Here is a 25,348-nt window from a genome sequence, read left to right as displayed (position 1 = left end):
GGTGGAAAGTGGGAAGTGATATTATGTTTATGGGAGAATTTACACATAATATGGATAATAAAGGCCGATTAATCATTCCTTCTAAGCTTAGAGAAGAGCTGAGTGAGGAATTTGTAATAACTCGTGGCCTGGATAATTGTCTCTTTCTCTATCCTATGGATGAATGGAAAATATTAGAAGAAAAACTCACTTCTTTGCCTATGACAAGTAAAAATGCTAGAAATTTTGTCCGCTTTTTCTTTTCTGGCGCAAATGAATGTAATCTAGATAAACAGGGTAGAGTATCGCTGCCTGTAAATTTAAGAGATTATGCAGATTTTGAACACGAAATTGTTATTATAGGTTTAGCTAACAGAATTGAACTCTGGGCAAAAGAGAAATGGGACAAATATATGGAAGATGTAGAAGATTCTTATGAAGATATAGCAGATGCAATGGAAGAACTAGGAATCTAGAAGGGATTAGATATGAGTTTTGAACACAAAGCAGTTTTATTAAATGAGGCAATAAAATATTTGAATATAAAAGAAGACGGAGTTTATCTTGATGGAACACTTGGCCGGGGGGGTCACAGTTTTGAAATTTTAAAAAAATTATCAGAGCATGGTAAATTAATTGCTATTGACCGGGATATAGAAGCAATTAAAGCTGTGCGGGAAAAACAACCAGAAAATTCTTCCCTAATTTTAGAACATGCTAATTTTTTGGACTTTGATAAAGTATTAAATAAACATTCAATTTCTAAAGTAGATGGTATGTTGTTTGATCTTGGTGTTTCTTCTCCACAGCTTGATAATGCAGAACGTGGTTTTAGTTACCAAAAAGATGGTCCACTTGATATGAGGATGAATCAAAATCAAGCTCTAACAGCAGCAGATATTGTTAATAATTACAGTCAGAAAGAACTAATTAAGATTATTAGTGATTATGGTGAAGAAAATTGGGCAGTTAGAATTGCTGAGTTCATTGTTGAAGCAAGAAAAAAAGAAGAAATAGAAAGAACTTCTGAACTTGTTGAAATAATAAAAGCAGCAGTTCCAAAAGGAGCTAGAAGGGGTGGAGGTCATCCTGCAAGACGGACTTTTCAAGCTCTAAGAATTGCAACCAATGATGAACTAAACCAACTGCAAAAATTAATTAAAAAAAGTGTTTCGTTTTTAAATAAAGGTGGAAGAATTGTAATCATAAGTTTTCATTCATTAGAAGATAGAATTGTTAAACATAGCTTTAGAGAATTAGCAAAAGATTGTACCTGTCCACCTGACTTTCCAATCTGTGTGTGTGATAAGGTTTCTCATGTTAAAGTAATTACTAGAAGTCCAATTGAAGCCAAAAAGAATGAAGTAGATAGTAACCCAAGGGCGAGGAGTGCTAAGTTAAGAGCTGCAGAGAAAATTTGAGTTTTGAGGAGGTAAAATTATGTATCAGAAAAGTTATAATAATCTTAATTATCAGCATAAATATTTAGACAGCTCTTCTTATGGAATTTTTGATCTAAAAAAACAGGCTTTTAGTATTTTTTACATAATAATTTTATTATTAATCAGCATTTCTATTATATTATTTATTTCTCAAACTTTAAAAATTAATCAAACAAGTTATGAACTTTTAGAATTAGAAAGAAGGTTAGAGAGCATTAAAGCCGAAAATCAAAAATTAGAACTTAATCTTGCTCAAAAAACCTCACTCTCACAGATAGAGAGAATAGCTAAAAATGAATTAAATATGGTAGAAGCTAAAAACAGAGAATATTTGGTATATAATGATCAAATTGAAGTTGAAGAGAGTTTTGTTGCAGATATTCCTCAAGAACAGTTTTTATTGGCTCGTATTTATGATAAAATAGTAGCTAGAATCATGACAGTACAGGCTGAGTCGATTGATTAGGAGGAAAGCTATTGCAAGAGTTTAAAGAAAGTATCAAAAATCGGGCAATGTTTTATTTTGTAGTTATTTTTTTACTATTCGTTATTATTGCTTTCCGCTTAGTATGGATACAGGTTATTAATAGTGCAGAATATAAAGATAAAGCTTTAAATCAAAGAATGAGAGAGTTTGTTGTTAATTCAGAAAGAGGAATAATTTATGATAATACCGGCAGAAAACTTGCAGTTAGTTTAGCGGCAAAAACTGTAGTTGCACTGCCGGATAGTATTATAAACCCCAAAAAAACTGCTGAAGAATTGGCAGTTTTACTGGATGCAAATTATAATACTATCTATCGAAGAATCACCTCAGATGCTGCAGCTATTTTTTTGCAGAGGAAAATTGATGATGAACTACATCAGGAATTGTTAAATAGAGATATTCCTGGTATAATTTTTATTGATGAAAGCAAAAGACATTATCCTGAGGGAGAATTAGCATCTCATTTATTAGGGTTTACGGGTATTGATAATAATGGTTTAAGTGGCTTAGAGCTTTCGTATAATAATTATCTGGTTGGTAAAGAAGGAAGAATGGCTGTAGAAAGGGATGCAGCAGGTCAAACAATACCAGCTGGTATCAGAGAATCAATCCCAGTTCAAAACGGCCATGATCTTCATTTAACCATTGATCAGGTTATTCAATATTTTGCTGAAAGAGAACTTAGATTAGCAGAGCAAAATTTTGAGATTTCTGGTGGCTCAATCATTGTAATGGATTCTCAGAATGGAGATGTACTGGCTTTAGCAAACACCCCAACCTATGATCCCAATAATTTTCAAGCTTATCCAGAAAAAAATTGGCGTAATCGAGCAATTAATGATGTTTTTGAACCTGGTTCAACCTTCAAAATTATTACTACAGCAGCAGCTTTAGAAGAAGGTGTAATCACTGAAAATGATATTTTAACTGATCCTGGCCATATTTATGTTGGCCGACATGAAATAAGTTGTTGGAGTGATACCGGTCATGGTGCTCATACATTTGCAGATGTTGTAAAAACATCATGTAATCCAGGTTTTGTCGAAGTTGCTTTAAAAATGGATAAAGACACATTTTATTCTTATATTGATGCCTTTGGTTTTGGAAATAGAACTTCTATTAGACTTCCCGCTGAAGCTGATGGTATTTTGCCTGAGTATAATAGGATTGGTCAAGTAGAATTGGCTACTTTCTCTTTTGGGCATGGGCTTTCTGTAACTCCCATCCAATTGGCTTCAGCAGTATCTGCAGTAGCAAATGGAGGCAAATTAATGCAGCCCAGGTTGGTAAGAGAGATTGATAGAGGAGAAAACCAAGCAAATATCATAAATGAGCCTGCAGCTATCCGTCAGGTAATTTCAGAGCAGACCGCCAACAAAACTAAAGAACTTTTAAAACAAACTGTATTAAGTGGCACTGGTACTCAAGCAGCAATTGAAGGTTATGAAATCGCTGGTAAAACTGGTACTGCTCAGCATTATAATGCTGATCTTTATGATGCTTCTTTTGTTGGGATATTGCCAACAGAGCAAACTGACCTTACGGTTTTAGTAATTTTATACGATATAACTGGAGATAGTTATTATGGGAGCCAAACTGCTGCTCCAGTATTTAAAAATCTTGGTGAAAATATTTTAAGTTATTTAGATGTAAAGCCTAATTTTAATCAGCAGCCAGAATATGAACTTAGTGATGAAAAATTAACTGTGCCAGATTTAAAAAATCTCAGTAGATTTAAAGCAGAACAAAGCTTGAGAGAAAAAGGTTTTAATGTTAAAATACAGGGAGATGGAGATATAATTGTTGATCAACTTCCTAAAGCTGGTGCAGTAGTAAATAAAGATTCTACAGTTTGGCTTTTTGATGATGAAGTGAAAAATTATAATATTTTAATTCCTGTTCCAGATTTTCGAAATATGGATATAGAGGAAGCAAAAGAATTGGCAGCTTTAAAAGGTTTGAAAATTTCTTACAGTGGTAATAGTGGTAAGGTAATTGGACAATCAGTTTATCCAGGTAGAAGAATTGAAACTGATGAGGTTATCAATTTAAAACTGCAGTAAGATATCCCCATTGTTATTGGAGGAAGCTTAATGAAATTGAATAAAATTTTAAATGGAATTGAACATAAAATTATAAACGGCAAGAATGATCTTAATATTTCTGATCTGCAGTATGATTCACGAAAAATAAAAAATAATGATCTTTTTATAGCAATAAAAGGTTTTAATGTTGACGGGCACGATTATATAAAAGAAGCAGTTGAAAAGGGTGCAACTGCGGTTATTGTTGAAAAAAAATTAAAAAAATATTTGTCTGGGATAACATATATTGAAGTAGAAAACACGAGAAAAGAAATGGCTGTGCTTGCAAAAAACTTCTTTGCTAATCCACTGGCAGATATTGATTTAATAGGAATTACAGGTACTAATGGAAAGACAACAACTGCCTATTTAATTTACAACATCTTAAGAAAAAACTCTTTTAAAACAGCAATGTTTGGAACAATTAAAAATATTATTGCTGGAGAAGAAATTTCTGCGACAAGAACTACTCCAGAATCTTTAGATTTATATCGTTATTTCTCTCAAGCAAAAACTGCTGGTGTTCAATATATTGTTATGGAAGTATCGTCTCATGCGCTGGACCTTTATAGAGTTCATCAGATGGATTTTTCTTTAGCTGTATTTACTAACTTGAGTCCAGAACATCTTGATTACCATAAAGATTTAGCCAGCTATCGTCAGGCAAAATCAAAACTTTTTTCTCAATTAAGCCCTGATGCATCTGCTGTAATTAATCTGGATGATAAAAATTCTGGGTTTATGCTGGAAAAATCAAAAGCACATAATTTTAAATATAGTTTAAGCAATCAAAATGCAGATTTATACTGTCAAAATTATAAATTAAAACAAAATTCCTTGAATTATCAAAGTCAGGGTTTAATAAAAAGAAATTTTCAACTTAAACTAGGTGGTATATTTAACATCTATAATTCACTTGCTGCAGTTTTAAGCGTTTTTTTGCTTGGCATAAGTGCTGATAAGATCGTTAATAGTTTAGAAGAAATTAAAGGAGTACCAGGTAGATTCGAGTTAATTAATGCGGGCCAAGATTTCCAATTAATAGTCGACTATGCTCATACTCCTGATGGTATGGAAAATGTTTTAGAAGCAGCTAAAGAAATAACAAAAAATAGGTTAATTGTTTTATTTGGTTGTGGTGGAGATAGAGATCGTTCTAAAAGACCGGTTATGGCAAAACTAGCCGAGGATAATGCAGACTATGTTTTTTTAACTAATGATAATCCTCGTTCTGAAGATCCAGAATTTATTTTAAGTGAAATTAAAAGTGGATTTAGTAATTCTTTTTCAAATTATGAGGTTATATCTGATCGAAAAAAAGCTATAGTTGAAGCGATTAATTTTGCAAAAAAAGATGATATCATACTCATTTTAGGGAGAGGACATGAAAAATATCAGGTAATAAAAGATAAAAAAATTGAGCTTGATGATAGAAAGGTTGCCTATCAAGCCTTAAAGGAGCGAAGCAGCTAATTATGGAAAGTTTAACCTTAGCCCAAATTGCAGAAGCGGCTTCTGGAAAAATTATTAAAGGTAAAGCAGAAATCAAAATCAAAGATATTGTTATTGACAGCAGAGAGGTAAAAAAAGATGATTTATTTATTGCTATTATTGGGGAAATAAATGATGGTCACGAATTTATTGATTCAGCTGTAGAAAATGGAGCAAAAGCAGTTATTGTAGATCGTCAAATTAATGATTATTCAAATCTTGCTGTTATCAAAGTTGATGATACAACTAAAGCATTACAGGATATTGCTCATTATTACAGAATGAAGTTTAAAGATCTAAAAATTGCTGCAATAACTGGAAGTGTAGGTAAAACAAGTACAAAAGATATGATAGCTGCAGTTTTAGCCCAGAAATATAAAACTTTAAAAACCTCAGGTAATTATAATAATCAAATTGGTTTACCTTTAACTCTACTGCGACTCTGTTCTAAAGATGAGTTTGCAGTTTTAGAAATGGGTATGAGTGGTTTTGGAGAAATTGAACTATTAGCAGAATTAGCCCGGCCGCAAATAGCTGTGATCACTAATGTTGGACCTGCTCATATTGAACAACTGGGTTCAATTGAAAATGTGGCAGCAGCAAAAAAAGAACTTCTTGATTCTTTGGATAAATCTGGTACAGCAATTTTAAATTATGATAATGAATATACGAGAAAAATGGCAGAAAATTTTAATTCAAAGCTAATAACTTTTGGTTTTTCTGCAGGAGCAGATCTGCAGGTAATAGAAAATAAATTTAATAAAGATTTAAATAGGGAAGAATTTAAGATTATCTGGCAGGGAAAAAAGCTTAAATTTTATTTAAATAAGCCTGGCAAACATAATATATATAATGCTTTAGCTGCTATTGCTATTGGTTTTTTAAATAATATGAATCCTAAAGGTATTCAAGATGGCTTAAGTAAAATAGATTTTTCTGATTTAAGAATGGAGATAAAAGAATTAGAAAATGGAGCAATTGTGATTAACGATAGCTATAATGCTAATCCTATTTCAGTTAGGGCAGCGCTTGATGTTTTAGCAGAAATGAAAGGTAAACGGAAGATTGCTGTTTTAGCTTCAATGCTTGAATTAGGAAAAATGGAAAAAAAGGCCCATTTGGAAATCGGTGAATATATAGCTAAACAAAATATAGACCTTTTAATCACAGTTGGGGAGATTGCAGAATTAATCGCAGAAGGAGCAGAAAGAACCGCAATGCCCGTTGAAAAAATATATTCTTTTGCTGATAAAGCCAGCACTTTAAAATTTTTAAAAGATAATTTAAAAAAAGATGATCTTTTGCTTATTAAAGGCTCAAGATCTAATCAAATGGAAAAAATAGTTGCAGAACTATAAATTAAGGAGTTTAATTATTAAATGATCTATATAAAAGCTTTTATATTACCGATGATAATTATCATCTTAATTGGTAATATTTTTATTAAATTTATAAAAAATATTAATTTTGGTCAGCAGATTAGAGAGTATGGTCCTGAAAGCCATCTCGAAAAGGCTGGCATTCCTACTATGGGTGGCTTGATGATTGTTTTTACTTTTTTGCTTATAACATCAATTATCATTGATCTAGAGCTTAATACAGCTGTGGTATTATTTACAACTTTTTTTATGGGGCTGGCAGGATTTTTGGATGATTTTTTAAAAATAAAATTCTCTCGTTCTTTAGGGTTAAAGGCCTGGCAGAAATTAACCTTGCAGACTTTAGCTGCTTTAATTGTAGCGATAGTTTTAATATATTTTAATGATACTCCACCTCTTCTTTTACCCTTTTTTAACAGCTTTGAGTTAAATAGTATTTTGAGATTTACTTTAACACTATTTGTAGTAATTGGTACAGCTAATGCGGTTAATCTTACAGATGGATTAGATGGTTTAGCTGCTTCAGTTACAGTTATAGTTTCTTTGAGTTTTGCAATTATTTTTTATTTACTTGCGTTAGAAGAATTTATGATCATGATGCTTATCATGGCAGGTAGTTGTATGGCTTTTTTATGGTTTAATAGTTATCCAGCAGAAATCTTTATGGGAGATGTTGGTTCACTTGCTATCGGTGGTTTTTTAGCATCAACTGCAGTATTAACTGGAACTGAATTTTTTTTATTTGTAATTGGTTTTATTTATGTTATTGAAACATTGTCTGTAATGATCCAGGTTCCCTATTATAAATTAACTGGTGGAAAAAGATTTTTTAAGATGACACCAATCCATCATCATTTTGAATTAGGTGGAACTGCTGAAAATAAAATAGTTGTTCGCTTTGTAATTATTACTATTATATTAGCTTTACTTTCTTTAAGTTCATTTTTATAAGAAAAATCAAAACTATTATTTAAATTTTTATCAACAAAAGGAGCTAGATTGTTTTGCAATTAAAGAATAAAAAAGTCGCCATTGTTGGTTTAAGTAGAAGAACTGGCCTGGCACTTGTAAAATATTTAGATAAATATGGAGCCAAAATTATTGTTTCTGATAGTAAAAGCAGTAAAGAACTAGAGCCTATAATGGACGAATTAAGAGAAATAAAGAATCTTAGCTATGACTTAGGCGGAAATACTAAAGCTATTTTAGAAGCAGAATTAATTATTTTAAGTCCTGGGGTTCCTTATGACCTTGAAATATTGAAAGAAGCCAGAACAAAAGGAATAGAAACTATCAGTGAAATAGAATTTGCCTATAGAATGAATGAGGCAGATATAATTGCTGTAACAGGTACTAATGGTAAAACAACAACCACTGACCTACTTGCGAAAATGCTTAATAAATTAAACGGTAGAAAAGTTCAAGCTGCGGGCAATATAGGCATACCATTTATCTCCATTGTTGAGCAAATGGGGAAAGATGATTTAGTAGTTCTAGAGTTGAGTTCTTTTCAATTAGAAGCAGTTAAAAATTTCCACCCGAAAATAGCTTTATATTTAAACTATAGTCCAGATCACCTTGATAGACATAAAAGTGAAGAAAATTATAAAAATGCTAAAAAGAAAATTTTTAGTCAACAAAACAGGTCAGATTATGCTTTAATTGATCTTGATGATAAATATTTAGCAGAAATAAAAAATCAAATTAAAGCAGAACTTTTTACAATATCAGCTTTTAATAAAAAAGCAGATGTAATAATTGAAAATAATAAAGCTATTCTGCAAAAAAATGGTGAAGATAAAAAGCAGGAATTAATTGATTTTGATAAATTAAACTTTTCTGCTCTGCATAATAAAAAAAATATTACTTTTGCTGCCCTGGCAGCTTACTTAAGTGGACAAAAATTAGAAAAGATCAAGCATGCTGCTCAAAAATATGAATTAAAGTCACATCGAATGGAAAAAATTGATAATGATAGGGGATATTTAATTATTGATGATTCCAAAGCTACAAACCCAAGTGCTGCTCTTAATGCAGTAAAAAGTTTAGATAGAGATATAATTTTGATTGCTGGTGGTCAGGACAGAGGAGCTGATTTTAGTCAACTAGCTGAAGAGATTAAAAAAAGAGTGAGTACTTTAATTCTTATCGGTGAAACAAGCGATAAGCTGGCCGCTGCAGTTGGAGAAAGCAACTTAGAAATATTTAAAGCAGAAAACATGGAGAAAGCAGCTGAAATTGCAGCTGAAAAATTAAGCGAAAATAATTGTTTGCTTTTATCACCTGCCTGTCCTAGCTGGGATATGTTTGAAAGTTATAAAATAAGAGGAGATTCATTTAGAAAACATGTCTTAAAGAATCTTAATTGAGGAGCATTTTTGCAATGGAAAAAAAGCTACCAGATTTTATATTGCTTTTTACAATATTAACTCTTATCTTAAGTGGTGTAGTAATGATTTTATCGGCCAGCTCTGTTAGGGCAAATACTTTATTTGGTGACAGTTATTATTTTTTTAAAAGACATTTAATTTATCTTGCTTTTTCTTTAGTTTTAGCAGTTTTTGCTTATAAAATAAATTATAAAAAAATAAAAGAAATGGCACCAGTTATTTTACTTTTTTCTTTGATCACTCTTATTTTAGTTCTTATTCCTGGGGTTGGAAGGGTTGTAGGTGGCTCAAGAAGATGGCTGACTTTAGGACCTTTTAGTTTTCAACCTTCTGAGTTCGCAAAATTAACAGTTGTTATCTATTTAGCGGCTTATATAAGTAAAAACAAAGAAAAAATGAAAAAAATGAAAAGTGGAATAATGCCTCCAGTTATGGTAGTGTCAGTATTTTTTGCTTTGATTTTGTTAGAACCTGATTTAGGTACTGCAATTACAATAGTTGCACTGGCAGGTTCAATGATTTTTATCGGTGGGATTAAACTAGGCTGGTTTGCACTTCTCTCTTTAGTTGCTTCGGCATTATTTATGATATTTATATATATAGAGCCTTATAGACGCAAAAGATTATTTTCTTTTTTGAATCCCTGGGAAGATCCTCTAGACAGTGGTTATCACATAATTCAATCCTTATTAGCTTTAGGTTCAGGTGGTTTTTTAGGTGTTGGGGCCGGTAATAGCTATCAAAAATTTTTATATCTTCCTGAACCGGGAACTGACTTTATTTTCGCCGTTTTAGGAGAGGAATTTGGATTAATTGGTACTTTGCTTATATTATCTTTATACTTTGTAATTATCTGGAGGGGCTTTAGGATAGCAATTAGAATTGATGATATTTTTGCTTCAATGCTGGCAATTGGAGTCACAGTTATGGTTGTAATCCAGGCTGTTATTAATATAGGGGTTGTTACTTCACTTTTACCGGTTACAGGAATTACTCTTCCCCTGATCAGTTATGGAGGTACATCTTTGATGGTTAACATAATATCTTTAGCACTTTTATTAAACCTTTCTCGGTATGTGGAGGAATGAGGCGAATTATGAAGGCAATTATTACGGGCGGTGGTACTGGTGGTCATATTTATCCTGCTTTAGCGATTGCAGATGAATTAAAGAAAAGAGGCTGGGAGATACTTTATCTTGGTTCAAAGCAAAGAATGGAAGCAGAAATAGTACCCCAAAAAGGATATGAATTTAAAGGTTTAGCTTCCAGGCAGTTACCTCGCAATATTTCTTTGAGAATATTTTCTGCTTTTTTTTATAATCTTAAAGCTTTTGTAAATGCACTAAAAATAATTTATAAATCTAAAGCAGATTTAGTTATCGGTACTGGTGGTTTTGTAGCTGGACCGGTGGTGTTAGCAGCTGTACTTTTGCAAAAGAAAACAATTATTCATGAACAAAATGCCTACCCAGGAATTACAAATAAAGTATTAGCTTTATTTGTAGATTATATTTTTCTTAATTTTCCTGAAGCAGAAAAAAAGCTAAAAGCAAATAAAAAAAAGATTTATTTAACAGGTAATCCGGTTCGTAAAGAAATAACTTCAGTTGATCGTGAAAAAGCTTATAAAGCTTTAAATCTGGATGATAATTTAAAAACTCTTTTAATTACAGGTGGAAGCCAGGGAGCAGAAATAATAAATAAAAATTTAATAAAACTTTATCAATCTGTATCTGAAAAAAGAAAATTTCAGATAGTCCATTTAACAGGCAAAAAAAATTATGATTCAGTTGTTCAGACTTTAAAAGAAAATAATATAAATCTTGATAATAAATTGATTAAAGTAATTGCTTATTTGAATGAGATGGAATACGCCTTAGCAGTAGCAGACCTGGTTATTTCTAGAGCTGGGGCAACGGCACTTTCAGAAATAATGATTTGTGGTATTCCTTCAATTTTAATTCCTTTAGCTTCTGCAGCAGAAGGTCATCAATTTTATAATGCAAAAACTTTAGAAAAAAATGGAGCAGCATTAATAATTAAGGAAAAAGAATTGTCAGAAGAAATATTATACGAAAAAGTTATGAAACTATTTGCTGAGAACAGCAGATTAAAAGAAATGTCTAAGGCAGCTAAAGAATCAGCAAATTATAATTCACTAGAAAAAATTATTACTTTAATTGATAATATAGTAAGTAAAGATTAGGTGATTAATGTGTTAAAAGAAAGTAGTCATATTCATTTAATAGGTATAGGTGGAGTTTCAATGAGTGGGATTGCAGAAATATTATACAAGCGTGGTTATAAGGTTTCTGGATCTGATTTAAATAACAGTAAATATTTAGATTTATTAAGAAAAAAGGATATTGATATTTATTTAGGTCATAAAAAAGAAAATATTGTGGGAGCAGACTTAATAGTAAAAACAAGCGCTATTCCAGAAAATAATCCAGAAATTAATGCAGCTCAAAATAATCGAATTAAAATAATTGAAAGAGCAGAAATGCTTGCATATTTAATGCGTAATAAAAAAACAATTGCCATTGCAGGTACACATGGTAAAACAACAACCACTGCTATGTTAGCTTCAATTATGACTGCTGCAGATAAAGATCCTGCGATTATGGTAGGAGGATACTTAGAAGATATAAAAGGAAATATATCTGATGGAAAGGGAGAATATTTTATTACAGAGGCTGATGAAAGTGATGGATCATTCTTATATTTTGATCCCTATCTTTTGCTTTTAACTAATTTAGAATTGGATCATCCTGATTACTATAAAGATTTAGCTGAATTCAAAGCTATTTTTAAACGTTTTGCTGATAAGAATGAAAAAAAAGCTTTAGTGTTATATAATGGTGATGATAAAAATCTAAAAGATTTATTTAAAAACAGAAAAAAAACAAAAGCTTTTTCTTTAAAAAATTATGATTATAGTGTTAAAAACATCTCCTATGATAAAAATAAAAGCAGTTTTGATTTTTATCAAGCAGATAATTTTTTGATGAAAATCAACCTAAGTTCAGCTGGCGAATATAATATATATAATGCAGCAGCTGCTGTATCTACAGCTTTAGAATTAGACATTGAAACAAAATTTATCAAAAAAGCTTTAAAAACCTTTAAAGGTGTTGGGAGAAGGTTTGAGCTAAAGGCTAAAATCAATAATGGTACAGTTGATGTAGTAGATGATTATGCTCATCATCCTACAGAAATAAAAGCTCTTTTAAAAGCAGTAAAACAGATGGGTTATTCAAGAATTACTGCAGTTTTTCAGCCTCATCGTTTTAGTAGAACAAAAAAGTTTTTAAAGGAATTTTCTTATTCTTTTGTTGATGCTGATTTTGTTTATTTAACTGATATTTTTTCTGCGTCTGAGCAGTATAAAGAAACTATTTCAATGGAGAAATTCAGTCAGGAAATTGAAAAGCACTCAAATACTGAAGTTAAATATCTAGCTGATTTTGATAAAATTGCTCTTCAGCTCAAAGAAAACCTTATATCTGGAGAAATCATCCTAACAATAGGTGCTGGAGATGTTAATGAAATCTGTGATAAACTTATTGATGATTAGGAGGCAGTAATGGAGAAAAAATATCAAATTATTATTTTGGCATTTTTATTTATAATCATAGCCTCTTTATCTTTTGTTTATTCACCTTTTTTTAATATTAGAGAATTTGCAATACATTCCAGAATAGAAATAGATAAAACTTCTTTAAGACCATATTTAAATGAATTTTATGGGGAAAATATAATCTTCATCAATAAAGAAGATTTAGAAGAAAGTTTACTTGAACATAGATATATTTCTTCATTTGAGATTGAAAAAACTTATCCTTCCAAAATTCATATTATAATTCAGGAAAGAAGACCAACAGCCTGGTTAAAAAATAATGATCATAAAGTGGTTTTTTCTGCTGATGGGATAATATTAGACGAAATTGAATTAGAAAAAGAACTTTTTCTCCCAGAAATAGAGGGTTTTGCTTATCTATTTTCAGATCAGAGACTGCTTTTTCCGCAAGAAAAAAAAGATTTATTAAATGTTTTAAATAAATTAGATGAACAGTATTTAAAGAGGATAGAGAAAATAAATTTTTCCGATCAAAGGTTAACACTTTTTTTAGATGATGAAATAACTGTAGATTTTGGCAGTGCTGAAAGATTAGAAGAAAGATTTTCCTTATTGAGATCAATCTTAAATAAGCTTGAGGAAGAAGAAAGAGAGGCTGAATATATCAACCTCAGGGTTATAAATCATCCTGTAATTCAATATAAAGAAAATTAATTGACTTTTAACTTTTATAATAAAGGATAAATGCTTTTTATATTGAATATTTTACAATAGAATTTAATATAAAGCTTTGTTTTAAAATATATTTTGCTTAAAAATATTTTTTTATTAAAGAAAGGAGGTAGACTGTTGTGAAAAGAAGAATTGTTACAGGACTTGATATTGGTACAACTAAGATCTGTGCTTTAATTGCAGAAGTTAGTGAAGAAGATAATATAGAAATCGTAGGGATCGGCTTAGCTCCATCTAATGGACTTCGCAAAGGAATTGTTGTTGATATAGATAAAACTACTCATGCAATTAAAAGCGCTATTCAAAAAGCTGAAAGAATGGCCGGCCAAAAAGTTGATTCTGCCTATGTTGGTATAGCTGGTGCTCATATTAAGTCTATCAACAGTCATGGAGTTGTTGCAGTCACTGGTGAGGAAAAAGAAATAAAAGAGAGTGATATAAATAGAGTTCTTGATGCGGCAAAAATTATTCCTGTATCTTCTGAGGAGGATATTTTACATGTTTTACCAAGAGAATTTATAATTGATGGTAGTCCGGGGATTCAGGATCCTCTTGGCATGTCAGGAATCAGATTAGAAGTGGAAACTCATATTATTAAGGGGGTTTCAACATCTATTCAAAACTTAGTAAAAAGTGTATTAAGAGCAGGTTTAAGTGTTGAAGAGGTTGTGTTAGAGCCTCTTGCCTCAAGTCAAGCTGTTCTTTCTGAAGATGAAAAAGAATTAGGGGTTGTTTTAGTTGATATTGGTGGAGGCACAACTGATGTAATAGTCTTTCATGAAGGAAGTATTGCTCACACATCTGTGTTACCTGTTGGTGGTAATCATGTGAGTAATGATATAGCTGTTGGCTTAAGGACACCTGTTTCTGAAGCTGAAAAAATAAAAATTATGCACGGTTCCGTTATCTCAGAACGGGTAGATGATAATGATAAAATAGAAGTTTTATCAGCAAGTGGTAGAGAAAGAAAAATGCTCTCACGTAAGATGCTTTCACAAGTAATTGAGCCACGGATGGGTGAAATATTTTCTCTGGTAAAAAAAGAACTTGATAAAGTAGGACCAAGAGATTTAACTCCTGCAGGAATGGTATTAACAGGAGGAGCATCACTCCTTGAGGATTCTGAAGAATTAGCTTCTAATATTACAGAGCTTCCAGTAAGGGTCGGAGAACCAGATTATGTTAGTGGCCTCTCAAATATAATAGATAATCCAGTTTATATTAAAAAAGGTGATACAGTTCCGAGAGCAATATTTTCTACAGCAGTTGGATTAGTAGAATACGGAATAAATAATAGTGATGCTAAAACTAGTTCAGCAGGGAAAAAAAATAGTAAAGAAGTAGTAAGCAATTTCTTCAGTAAATTAAAAGACTGGTTTAGTGAGTTTTTCTAAACTATAATTTAATGTTCTTTTGAATTTACATATAATCCTTAAACAGGGAGGTATAAATCGTGTTTGATATTGGAACAGAAATTGAACAATTTGCAAATATAAAGGTTGTTGGTGTCGGTGGTGGAGGTAATAACGCTGTTAACAGAATGATTGAAGAAGGTCTTGATGGTGTAGAATTTGTAGCGATTAACACTGATGCTCAGGCTTTAATGTCATCAAATGCAGGGATTACAATAAGAATTGGTCAAAAAATAACCAGAGGGCTTGGTGCTGGTTCAGATCCAGAGATTGGGCTGGAGGCTGCTCAAGAAAATGAGGAAGAAATAGCTCAAGCAATCGATGGAGCAGATATGGTGTTTATAACTGCAGGAATGGGTGGTGGAACCGGTACAGGTGCAGCTCCTGTAGTTGCAGAAGCAGCAAAGAAACAGGGGGCTTTAACTGTAGGTGTGGTCACTAAACCTTTAACTGTAGAAGGAAAAACAAGAATGAATAATGCTATAGAAGGTATTGAAGAATTAAAAAAGAAAGTTGATACATTAATTGTTATTCCAAATGATAGATTACTTGAAGTAGCTGAAGAGCAAACAAGTTTAATGGATGCTTTTAAAATTGCTGATAATGTTTTAAGACAGGGTGTACAGGGTATATCTGATTTAATTACAATTACGGGTATTATCAATCTTGACTTTGCAGATGTCAAAACAATTATGACAGATGCAGGATCTGCATTGATGGGTATAGGCAGTTCAAATGGAGAGAACAGAGCAACAGATGCAGCTAAAAGTGCCATTGCTTCTCCTCTTTTAGAAGCTTCTATAGATGGTGCTCGGGGAGTACTACTTAATATAACTGGTGGATTAGATTTAGGAATCCATGAGGCAAATGAAGCTGCAAGAGTCATACAGGAAGTTGCTGATCCAGATGCTAACATTATTTTAGGAGCGGTCATTGATGAAAGTTTAGACCAAGAAGTCAAAGTCACAGTAATCGCAACTGGATTTGATGCAGGTTCTACTAAAAAAAGAAAAGAAAAATCAGCGGAAACAGTAACAGAACAAGAATTTGAAATGGAGAGTTTTTCCGGAGATGACCTTGATATACCAGCATTTTTAAGAAATAAGAAAAGCTAATCCAGGTCCTGATGTCGAGTGACATCAGGATTTGAGTTATAGTCATCTTTAATAAGTGACAGGGTGATATTAATGCAAAATAATAAAAAGTATCCTAAATTCAAAATCTTTTTTCTGTTATTTATATTTATCATTATATTTATTATCGGCTACCAGATTTTAGGAGCAGCTAAATTCGAAACTATTATAGCTTCTCAAGGGGAGATAGTTGATGGTTTCTGGGCTAATTCAGTGGTTGTCAGAGACGAAAAAGTTTTTAAAGCTCCAATAAGTGGCAGAGCCGATCTTGTTGAAGATGAAGGTGATAGAATAGCGGTAGGAGAAAAAGTAGCTGAAATAAATTCTAATAATGATAAAAAAAGTATCTATAATAACAAGGCAGGAATACTTAGTTTCGCGGTTGATGGTTTGGAAAATGAAATTAACAGTAGAGGTATTAGTCAGATAGATTTAAATAAAATTGATGATTATAAAGCAAATTATAAGCACAGAATTACAGGTAGAAATATCAAAGAAGGTGAAGCTTTATATAGAATTATCAATAATTTTGAATTTTATCTAATTGTACCTGCTTCAAAAGCTCAGGCAGAACGTTTTCAAACAAATGAAATAGTATTTGTTCAAGGAAAAAATTCTCAAGCTATGTTAAGAGCCAGAATAATTGATATTAGAGCTGATAATGAGGACAATCATTATCTTTTTGTAAAGTTGGATTTTTTTGTACCACGCTGGATTAATGTCAGGCGGGTAAATATTAAACTTATTAAAAATATTTATCGGGGAATTACAATACCTCGTAAAGCTATTTTCAATCAACCAAGTGGACAGGGTGTTTTGAAGGTTAGCGGATATAATGAGTATAAATTCCAGGAAATCACTATAATAGATTCTAATCAAGAAGCTGCAGTTGTTGAGGGAATAGAAATCGGTGATAAAATAATTACAAATCCCGAAGATTTCGATTATGGCAGGGAGGGCTAATTTAATGAATGAAGAGAATTTAAGAGCAAACTACCAGAAAATTGATGAAAAAATAAGAAAAGCTGCAGAACGTTCCGGCAGAAAAAGAGAAGATATTAAATTATTAGCAGTTAGCAAAACACAATCTTCTGCAGAAATTAAAGCATTAAAGGAGCTTGGAGTTTGCTGTTTTGGCGAAAATAGAGTCCAGGAGCTGGAAGAAAAAGATGCCGAGCTAAAATCTGAAGATATAGTTATAGACTGGCATTTTGTTGGACATCTTCAAAGAAATAAGGTAAAATACTTAATGAGAATGGAAAATTGTAAGATGATAGAATCAGTCGATAGTTTTAGATTGGCCAAAGAAGTCAACAAAAGGGCTCGTAAAAATGATCGTATAATTCCTGTTTTAATTCAAATTAATATTGCTGAAGATGACAATAAATATGGCATAAAAGCTGAAAATGCAGAAGATTTTTTTAAAAAAATAATCAAATTTAAAAATCTTGAAATTAAAGGATTAATGACTATTCTACCTTATCTTGATGATGAAGAAACTTTAAGGAAATACTTTAAAGAGCTTAAAAATTTATTCGATTATTTAAGTGAAAACATAAAAGTTCTAACTGAATTATCAATGGGAATGACTAATGATTATCAGATTGCTATAGAAGAAGGTGCAACTATCGTCAGGATTGGCAGAGCACTTTTTGGAGAAAGAGAATATTAAAAAGTTGGAGGAAGTTAAATGTATATTCTTGCAAGAATTATAAACACTTTATTTACAATCTTAAATTATTTTATAATTGCTAGAGTAGTTATTTCCTGGGTAAGACCAAACCCAAGTGACCAGAGGTGGAGAAAATTAATCAGGTTAGTCTTTGATGTTACTGAACCTATTGTAGGACCAATCAGACAATTAATTCCTACAGGTAGTATAGGAATAGATTTTTCCCCTCTTATAGCATTATTTGCTTTGTCAGTTATAAGACGTTTTGTAATAAGATTATTAATTTTTTAATCAATTTTTAACTAAAGGAGTTGTTTTATGTTTGACCAGAAAAAACTTTTAAGCCACCTGCATGGAGAAGAAGATAGGCTGCTTGGATCTCATATACTTGATAAATCAGAGCGGGTATTAAAATATCACAAAACAGAAGCCAGTGATTTTTTAAATCCCTATCAACAAAAGATTGCAGAAGGTATAGTTAAACAGATTTCTGATATTAATTTTAAGTTTGAAGGTGGTTACAAAGCTGCTGAAAGAAAAAGATTGCTTATTTTCCCTGAATATCTTTTTCCAGATTTAGTTGAGAGCCAGATTGCAATATTTAAAATAAAAGGCAATTTTTCTTTTCAAAATTTAACTCATCGGGATTTCTTAGGTGCTGTTATGGGGCTGGGATTACAGCGTAAAGTAATTGGTGATATTTTAATTCATTCAGGTTTTGCCCAGCTTGTTACTGCAGTTGAAGTTAAAGATATTATTGAATTAAGGTTTGATAAAGTCCATCAGGTACCGGTTGAAGTTGAAAAAATATCTGCTGATGATATTATTAAACCTACCCAATATGAAAAAGAAATTTTAACTACCGTTCCATCAATGAGGCTTGATGCTGTAGCTAGTTCTGGTTTTGGAGATTCACGCAGCAAGATGTCTCGATCAATTAAAAATGAAGAAGTCAAATTAAACTGGAAAATCGAATCTGATCCAGCTGCTGAAGTAGAAATCGGTGACTTGATTTCGGTTCGAGGAAGAGGTAGGGTCAAAGTTGAAGAAAACAGAGGGCTTTCCAATAAAGATAGAATTAAATTAACTCTTAAAAGATTAACTTAAGACAAGAGAGGAAGTGATATTTTGAAATTAAATCCGCTTGAAATATATAATAAAGAATTTAAAAAATCTACTTTTGGGTATAATACAAATCAAGTTGATGACTTTATTGAAGACATCGGGGTAGCATATGAACGTTTGCTTAAAGATATTAATAATTTGCAGGAAGAAAATAGAAAACTTAAAGAAAAAATAGATCATTATCAAGAAATGGAAGATAGATTAAATAATACCCTTGATACGATGCAGGATACTATATCTGAAAGAGTTGAACAGGCTGAAAATGAGGCCAGGGTGATAATTAAAGAAGCAAAAGTTGAAGCTGAAAAAATCAAAGAAGAAGCAAAAGCAGCGGTAGCTTCAGAAAAAAGAAAAGTAGAAGAATTAAGAGAACAGAAAAATTTCTTTAAAATCCGTTTTCAAACATTACTGCAGAGCCACTTAGAAATGCTTCAGGAAGATAAAGAAGAAGGTCTTAGAAAAGAAATGGCTGAGCCAGAAAATAAATATAATGACCAGAGTGAAGAATAAGTTTCAAAGTAGCTTCAATTATAAACTTGACTTAGAAAAAAATATGGTTTATAATTGAAAAAGCATAATATTGAATAAAATAACATTGAAGGGGAGAGTATCAATCTTTAATTGTTTAGAGCGAGTCGGGTCTGGTGGAAGCCGATAAACAGAAGATTGAGAAGATCACCCTGGAGTTAGTAGGTGAATTTATTAGCCTACTCGTATTTCTGCGTTAAAGATTTCTTAAGATGATATCATTTGATATTAATTAGGGTGGTACCGCGGTCTCTCGTCCCTTTAGTGGATAGAGGCTTTTTTTATTTCAATTATAAATTTTACAGGAGGTTATTAATTTAGATGAGCTATAAAGATACTATTAATTTACCAAACACAGAATTCCCAATGCGGGCTAATTTAAGTGAAAGAGAACTTGATTTTCAAAAAGTCTGGGAAGAAAATAATATTTATGAAAAAGCAATAAAAAATCGTGAAGGAAAAGAATCTTTTATTTTACATGATGGACCTCCCTATGCCAATGGAGATATTCATATAGGGCATGCCTTAAATAAAATTTTAAAAGATTTTGTAACTAGATTTGCAACTCTTAAAGGTTATTACTCACCATATGTACCTGGTTGGGATACTCATGGTTTGCCAATTGAACATCAGGTAACAAGTGAAATGAGTGACCAGGAGCGTCAAGACTTGTCTGTTGAAGAATTAAGAGAAAAATGTACAAATTATGCTTTAAAATATATTGACCGTCAGCGTGAACAATTCAAAAGACTTGGAGTATGGGGAGAATGGGATGACCCATATTTGACATTAAGTCCTGAATATGAAGTAAAACAAATAGAAGTTTTTGGAGAAATGGCTAAAAACGGTCTATTTTATCGGGGTAAAAAACCAGTTCACTGGTGTCCTCACTGTGAAACAGCATTAGCAGAAGCTGAGGTTGAATATGGTGAAGATAGAGCACCTTCCATTTATGTGAAGTTTCCTCTTAAAGATGAGTTTGAAGTAGGTGGAGTAAGTTTAAATAAAGATAATGGTTATGTGGTTATCTGGACTACAACTCCCTGGACCATACCTTCAAATATGGCAATTGCATTTCATCCTGATTATCCATATGTAGTTGTAGAAGCTCAAGGTGAGAAATTAATAATGGCCAAGGAGCTGGTAAGTAGTGTAATGGAAATCAGTGGGATTAAAGATTATGAAATAATTAGTGAAGACTTCAGTGCTAAAGAACTTGAGAATAAAAAATGTCGTCATCCTTTTGTAGATAGAGATTCATTACTAATTTTAGGAGACCATGTAACCCTTGAACAGGGTACTGGTTGTGTTCATACTGCTCCCGGACATGGACATGATGACTTTGTAGTTGGTCATCAAGAATATGGGTTAGAAGTTTATGCTCCAATGGACAACAGAGGTTATTTTACAGAAAAAGCAGGAGACTTCGCAGGTAAAAGCACTGATGAAGTTAATATTATGGTAACAGATAAATTAAAAGAAAAAAATCTTTTAATGGATTTAAGCTTTATTGATCATCAATATCCACACTGCTGGCGTTGTAAAGGAAATCTATTATTTAGGGCTACAGATCAGTGGTTTGCCTCAATTGATGCTATTAAGGACAAAACTTTAAAGGCGATTTCTGAGGTTGAATGGCATCCCAGCTGGGGAGAAGAAAGAATGAAAAATATGATCTCAGAAAGATCAGATTGGTGTATTTCTCGCCAGAAAAAATGGGGAGTTCCAATTCCTATCTTTTATTGTGATGAATGCGGAGAGGCAGTAATCAATGATGATACCCTCGATTCTGTAAAAAATATTTTTGCAGCTGAAGGTTCTTCTGCCTGGTATAAATATCCTGCAGAAAAATTACTTCCTAAAGATTATAGTTGTCCTCATTGTGATGGCAAAAGCTTTACTAAAGAAGAAGATATAATGGATGTCTGGTTTGATTCTGGTTCAAGTCATAAAGCAGTTTTAGAAACACGTGATAATTTAAGCTGGCCAGCTCAGATTTATTTAGAAGGAACTGATCAATATCGTGGTTGGTTTAATTCTTCTTTACTGACTGCAGTAGCAACTGAGGGTAGAGCTCCTTATAATGAGGTTATTACAAATGGATTTACTGTTGATGACAAAGGAATCAAAATGTCCAAATCTCAGGGTAATGTCGTCTCTCCACATAAAGTTATAGATCAATATGGGGCAGATATATTGAGACTATGGGTAGCCTCATCTGATTTTAAAAATGATGTAAAAGTTTCTGATAATATTCTTAAGCAGAATTCTGAGGTTTACAGAAGAATCAGGAATACCTATAGATTTGTACTTGGTAATGTTAGTGATTTTGATATTGAAAAAAACTATATAAAATATGAAGATCGCAAAGAACTGGACCGCTGGATAATGATTCGTCTTCAGGATTTAATTAAGAAGGTTACAAAAGCATATGAAAAATATGAATATCACAGAGTATATCATGATGTACACAATTTCTGCACGGTTGAAATGAGTTCTCTTTATATGGATATAACAAAGGATCGCTTATATACTGATGGCACTGATTCTTTAAGCAGACGTTCTGCTCAGAGTACACTTTATGATATTATGATGGCACTTGTGGTAATGCTTGCTCCACTATTGCCTCACACATCTGAAGAAGTATGGCAGTTTTTAGGTGATAAAGTAAAAGCAAAAGAAAGTGTATTTTTAAGTGACTGGCCAGAGCTAAGAGAAGATTATTATGATCAAAAGCTTACTGATAAATGGGAAGATTTATTAAAAATAAGAAAAGATGTTTCTAAAGCTTTAGAATTAGCAAGGGCCGACAAAAAAATTGGTAATTCTTTAGAAGCAGGTGTTGAATTAAAGGGAGCTTCCAAAAATCAGATAGAGCTTCTAGAAGATGAGCTTACTCAACTGGCTGATTTATTTATCGTTTCTCAGGTTGAGTTAAATGATGAGTTGAGTGAAAATGAAGCTTACCTTGGTGAGGAAAGTTCTGTTTTGGTAAAAATTAATGAAGCAAAAGGTGAAAAATGTGACCGCTGCTGGAAATATGATGAGACAGTTGGTCATGGGGAAGAACATCAAGATATATGTGACCGCTGTGCTTCAGTTATAGAATCTGAATAATTTTGTTTTTAATGGCGGCCTCTTGAGGCCGCCTTTTAAAAATGAAGATTAAACTTAGATATATTGAATTAAAAATAAGATTTTATTAATTTGCCTGATTGTTTTAATTTTCTTCTTATGTTAAAATTAAAACTGGAGCTGATTACATGTGGATAGCTATTTTTTCCAGTTTAATTATTTTCTTAGATCAGATTACAAAGTTTTTAATCAGGAATCATCTAATAGAATATCAGGAAATAAATATTATAACTGAATTTTTATCTCTGCGCTTTATTAAAAATAAAGGGGCAGCTTTTGGCATTTTAGAAGGTCAGCGCTATTTTTTTATTATTGTAACCTTTTTGTTTTATATTTTAATATATTATTTATATAAAAAAGAATTATCTGATCACTGGACTGCCAAATCAGCCCTAATATTTTTGCTGGGTGGAAGTGTTGGTAATTTAATTGATCGAATTGCCTTCCATTATGTGATAGATTTCATAGCGATAGCTAATTTCCCGGTTTTTAATTTCGCAGATATTTTTATATTTTTCGGTATATTATTATTATTAATTAATTTGTTGTTTATAGAAAATTGAGGGATAGCAATGAAAGAATATAATTTAAAAGTTGATAAATCTGAAGCTGGGAAAAGAGTAGATAAATTTTTAGCATCTCAGTTTGATGATTTCTCAAGAAATTACATCCAAAAATTAATTGAGGATTCTAAGATCAAAGTTAATTCTAATCCGGTTCAAAATAGTTATTTAATTAAAGAAGCTGATGAGATTAAAGTTATTATTGATAAAGCTAAAAAGTCATCTATAAAAGCAGTTGATATAGAACTGGATATTATATATGAAGATCAAGATATTATCATAATTAATAAGGATGCAGATATGGTTGTTCATCCTGCACCAGGACACTATGATGATACTATTGTAAATGCTTTATTAGCTTATACCAATGATTTATCAGCGATCAATGGAGTCAAAAGACCTGGAATAGTTCACAGGCTTGATAAAGACACTTCTGGTTTACTTTTAGTGGCTAAAAATGATAAAAGTCATAAAGAATTGTCCAGACAGTTTAAAAAAAGGGAAGTAGATAAATATTATCTTGCTTTATTAAAAGGAATTCTTCCCTACAAAACTGGTAAAATTGATGCGCCAATTGGCCGCCATCCAAACCAAAGAAAAAAAATGGCTGTTAGAAAAAGAAAAAGCAAAAAAGCTGTTAGCCGTTTTAAGATTTTGGAAAGCTTCAAAAACCATACTCTTGTCGAGGTTAAGATAGAGACTGGAAGAACTCATCAAATTAGAGTTCACTTTGCTTATCTTGGTTATCCTGTTGTGGGAGATCAAAAATATGGTTCAAAAGATAGTTTGGGAGCTAAAAGACAGTTATTACATGCTAAAAGATTACTTTTTAAACATCCCAGCACAGGGAAAAAAGTAGAATTTGAAGCTGAGCTGAAAGCTGACTTTAAAGATATATTAACTAAGTTGCGAAAAGATAATTAATTTATATTCTAAAGCAGGAAATTATCCATTTTACTAGAAAATCAATATAAGGAGGAGATTTATTTGTATAATTCTATTAAATTAACAGATAATGTTCATTGGGTTGGAGTAAATGATAAGGAAACAGATTTATTTGAATCTTTATGGCCCCTACCTGAAGGTATAGCTTATAATTCTTACATAATTGAAGATGAAAAGGTTGCTTTAATAGATACAGTTAAAATTAATTATAATGATACTTTAATAAGTAAAATAAAAGGGATAATCGGTGATAAAAGTGTTGATTATTTGATTATAAATCATATGGAACCCGATCATTCCGGTTCAATCAAATCATTACTAGAAGCCTATCCAGAGATGACAATTATTGGTAACAAAAAGACTCTTGAATTTTTAGAAGGGTTTTATGGTATTACAAAGAATACCAGGGTTATAGCTGATGGTGATCAACTTGATCTTGGCTCAAGAAAATTAACATTTTATATAACTCCTATGGTTCACTGGCCTGAAACAATGATGACTTTTGATGAAAAAGAACAAATTTTATTTGCCGGTGATGCTTTTGGTGGTTTTGGCTCATTAAACGGTTATTTATTTGATGATGAAGTGAACATTGACTTTTTTGAAGATGAAATAAGACGTTATTTCTCCAATATTATTGGTAAATTTGGACCAGTTGTTCATAAAACAATTGAAAGATTGAAATCAGAATTGGATATCAAAATGATTGCTTCTACCCATGGTTTGGTCTGGAGAGAAAACCCCAACTATATTATAGAAGAATATGATAAGTGGAGCCAGCAGCAAACTGATGAAGGAGTAGTTGTAGTTTATGGTTCAATGTATGGCAATACTAAAATTATGGCTGAGGTTGTTGCTAGATCACTATCTGAACATGGGATTGAAGATATTAAACTTTATGATGTTTCCAGAAAAGATATTTCTTTTATTATTAATTCTATCTGGAAGTATAATGGGATTGTTTTAGGAAGCTGTACCTACAATAATGAAATATTCCCACCAATGGAATATCTCTTAAAAAGTCTAGAAATCAGAAATCTTAAAAATAGAGTTTTAGGTATATTTGGTTCATATAGCTGGAGTGGTGGAGCTTTAGATAGGTTAATTGAATTTAAGGATTTAGTTACCTGTAATATAACCGAACCAATGATTGAAAGTAAGTTTTCTCCAGACCATGATAACTTAGAGAAATGTTATGAACTGGGCAAAAATGTTGCTGAAGCAGTAAAAGCAAATAATAATTGCTAAAGCAAAAAAGCAAATAATAATAT

General features: G+C 31.8%; 23 protein-coding genes and 1 other annotated feature. All 23 genes read left to right on the top strand.

What is annotated here, in order from left to right:
• The first annotated feature begins 23 nt into the window (after positions 1-23).
• Positions 24-455, top strand: a complete 432-nt coding sequence (gene mraZ / locus HALSA_RS08195; RefSeq protein WP_013406115.1) for a division/cell wall cluster transcriptional repressor MraZ — start codon at positions 24-26, stop codon at positions 453-455.
• Positions 456-467: 12 nt separating this feature from the next.
• Positions 468-1,400: a 16S rRNA (cytosine(1402)-N(4))-methyltransferase RsmH gene (gene rsmH / locus HALSA_RS08190; protein WP_013406114.1), complete on the top strand. Its 933-nt coding sequence runs from the start codon at positions 468-470 to the stop codon at positions 1,398-1,400.
• Between the two features lie 19 nt (positions 1,401-1,419).
• Positions 1,420-1,887 (top strand): septum formation initiator family protein, encoded by a 468-nt coding sequence (locus HALSA_RS08185; RefSeq protein WP_013406113.1) that lies wholly within the window; start codon positions 1,420-1,422, stop codon positions 1,885-1,887.
• An 11-nt stretch (positions 1,888-1,898) separates the two neighbouring features.
• Complete coding sequence (locus tag HALSA_RS08180; RefSeq protein WP_013406112.1) at positions 1,899-3,971, top strand: penicillin-binding transpeptidase domain-containing protein; 2,073 nt, start codon at positions 1,899-1,901, stop codon at positions 3,969-3,971.
• Between the two features lie 30 nt (positions 3,972-4,001).
• Positions 4,002-5,465 carry a UDP-N-acetylmuramoyl-L-alanyl-D-glutamate--2,6-diaminopimelate ligase gene (locus tag HALSA_RS08175; protein ID WP_013406111.1) on the top strand — a complete coding sequence of 488 codons (1,464 nt, stop codon included), beginning with the start codon at positions 4,002-4,004 and terminating at the stop codon, positions 5,463-5,465.
• A 2-nt stretch (positions 5,466-5,467) separates the two neighbouring features.
• Positions 5,468-6,841 (top strand): UDP-N-acetylmuramoyl-tripeptide--D-alanyl-D-alanine ligase, encoded by a 1,374-nt coding sequence (locus HALSA_RS08170; RefSeq protein WP_013406110.1) that lies wholly within the window; start codon positions 5,468-5,470, stop codon positions 6,839-6,841.
• Between the two features lie 21 nt (positions 6,842-6,862).
• Complete coding sequence (mraY, locus tag HALSA_RS08165) at positions 6,863-7,813, top strand: phospho-N-acetylmuramoyl-pentapeptide-transferase (RefSeq protein ID WP_013406109.1); 951 nt, start codon at positions 6,863-6,865, stop codon at positions 7,811-7,813.
• A 53-nt stretch (positions 7,814-7,866) separates the two neighbouring features.
• Positions 7,867-9,231: a UDP-N-acetylmuramoyl-L-alanine--D-glutamate ligase gene (gene murD / locus HALSA_RS08160; protein WP_013406108.1), complete on the top strand. Its 1,365-nt coding sequence runs from the start codon at positions 7,867-7,869 to the stop codon at positions 9,229-9,231.
• Positions 9,232-9,245: 14 nt separating this feature from the next.
• A complete protein-coding gene (gene ftsW, locus HALSA_RS08155) occupies positions 9,246-10,340 on the top strand; it encodes a putative lipid II flippase FtsW (RefSeq protein ID WP_013406107.1) in 1,095 nt (364 codons plus the stop codon).
• Positions 10,341-10,348: 8 nt separating this feature from the next.
• Positions 10,349-11,458, top strand: a complete 1,110-nt coding sequence (murG, locus tag HALSA_RS08150) for an undecaprenyldiphospho-muramoylpentapeptide beta-N-acetylglucosaminyltransferase (protein ID WP_013406106.1) — start codon at positions 10,349-10,351, stop codon at positions 11,456-11,458.
• A 9-nt stretch (positions 11,459-11,467) separates the two neighbouring features.
• The gene (gene murC, locus HALSA_RS08145) at positions 11,468-12,829 is read left to right on the top strand and encodes a UDP-N-acetylmuramate--L-alanine ligase (protein ID WP_013406105.1); all 1,362 of its coding nucleotides are present in this window, start codon (positions 11,468-11,470) and stop codon (positions 12,827-12,829) included.
• A gap of 9 nt (positions 12,830-12,838) precedes the next feature.
• Entirely contained in the window at positions 12,839-13,546 is a 708-nt protein-coding gene (locus HALSA_RS08140) for a cell division protein FtsQ/DivIB (RefSeq protein ID WP_013406104.1), read from the top strand.
• A gap of 137 nt (positions 13,547-13,683) precedes the next feature.
• The gene (gene ftsA / locus HALSA_RS08135; protein WP_013406103.1) at positions 13,684-14,958 is read left to right on the top strand and encodes a cell division protein FtsA; all 1,275 of its coding nucleotides are present in this window, start codon (positions 13,684-13,686) and stop codon (positions 14,956-14,958) included.
• 59 nt (positions 14,959-15,017) lie between these two features.
• Positions 15,018-16,091, top strand: a complete 1,074-nt coding sequence (gene ftsZ / locus HALSA_RS08130; protein WP_013406102.1) for a cell division protein FtsZ — start codon at positions 15,018-15,020, stop codon at positions 16,089-16,091.
• 72 nt (positions 16,092-16,163) lie between these two features.
• Entirely contained in the window at positions 16,164-17,072 is a 909-nt protein-coding gene (locus HALSA_RS08125; RefSeq protein ID WP_013406101.1) for a biotin/lipoyl attachment domain-containing protein, read from the top strand.
• 4 nt (positions 17,073-17,076) lie between these two features.
• On the top strand, positions 17,077-17,781 hold the full coding sequence (locus HALSA_RS08120) for a YggS family pyridoxal phosphate-dependent enzyme (protein WP_013406100.1): 705 nt from the start codon (positions 17,077-17,079) through the stop codon (positions 17,779-17,781).
• Between the two features lie 18 nt (positions 17,782-17,799).
• Positions 17,800-18,072: a YggT family protein gene (locus HALSA_RS08115; RefSeq protein ID WP_013406099.1), complete on the top strand. Its 273-nt coding sequence runs from the start codon at positions 17,800-17,802 to the stop codon at positions 18,070-18,072.
• Positions 18,073-18,099: 27 nt separating this feature from the next.
• Complete coding sequence (locus tag HALSA_RS08110) at positions 18,100-18,888, top strand: YlmH family RNA-binding protein (RefSeq protein ID WP_013406098.1); 789 nt, start codon at positions 18,100-18,102, stop codon at positions 18,886-18,888.
• Positions 18,889-18,909: 21 nt separating this feature from the next.
• Positions 18,910-19,416: a DivIVA domain-containing protein gene (locus tag HALSA_RS08105; protein ID WP_013406097.1), complete on the top strand. Its 507-nt coding sequence runs from the start codon at positions 18,910-18,912 to the stop codon at positions 19,414-19,416.
• A gap of 76 nt (positions 19,417-19,492) precedes the next feature.
• Positions 19,493-19,698: a binding site (T-box leader), on the top strand.
• A 57-nt stretch (positions 19,699-19,755) separates the two neighbouring features.
• On the top strand, positions 19,756-22,551 hold the full coding sequence (ileS, locus tag HALSA_RS08100) for an isoleucine--tRNA ligase (RefSeq protein ID WP_013406096.1): 2,796 nt from the start codon (positions 19,756-19,758) through the stop codon (positions 22,549-22,551).
• A gap of 146 nt (positions 22,552-22,697) precedes the next feature.
• Positions 22,698-23,132 carry a signal peptidase II gene (gene lspA, locus HALSA_RS08095; protein WP_013406095.1) on the top strand — a complete coding sequence of 145 codons (435 nt, stop codon included), beginning with the start codon at positions 22,698-22,700 and terminating at the stop codon, positions 23,130-23,132.
• A 9-nt stretch (positions 23,133-23,141) separates the two neighbouring features.
• Positions 23,142-24,056, top strand: a complete 915-nt coding sequence (locus HALSA_RS08090) for an RluA family pseudouridine synthase (protein WP_013406094.1) — start codon at positions 23,142-23,144, stop codon at positions 24,054-24,056.
• Positions 24,057-24,119: 63 nt separating this feature from the next.
• The gene (locus tag HALSA_RS08085; protein ID WP_013406093.1) at positions 24,120-25,325 is read left to right on the top strand and encodes an FprA family A-type flavoprotein; all 1,206 of its coding nucleotides are present in this window, start codon (positions 24,120-24,122) and stop codon (positions 25,323-25,325) included.
• The last annotated feature ends 23 nt before the right edge of the window (positions 25,326-25,348 follow it).

Source organism: Halanaerobium hydrogeniformans, from assembly GCF_000166415.1.
In the GTDB taxonomy this organism is placed as follows: domain Bacteria; phylum Bacillota; class Halanaerobiia; order Halanaerobiales; family Halanaerobiaceae; genus Halanaerobium; species Halanaerobium hydrogeniformans.
The sequence above is the reverse complement of the archived record's forward strand: the minus strand, read 5'-3'. Positions and strand labels throughout refer to the sequence as shown.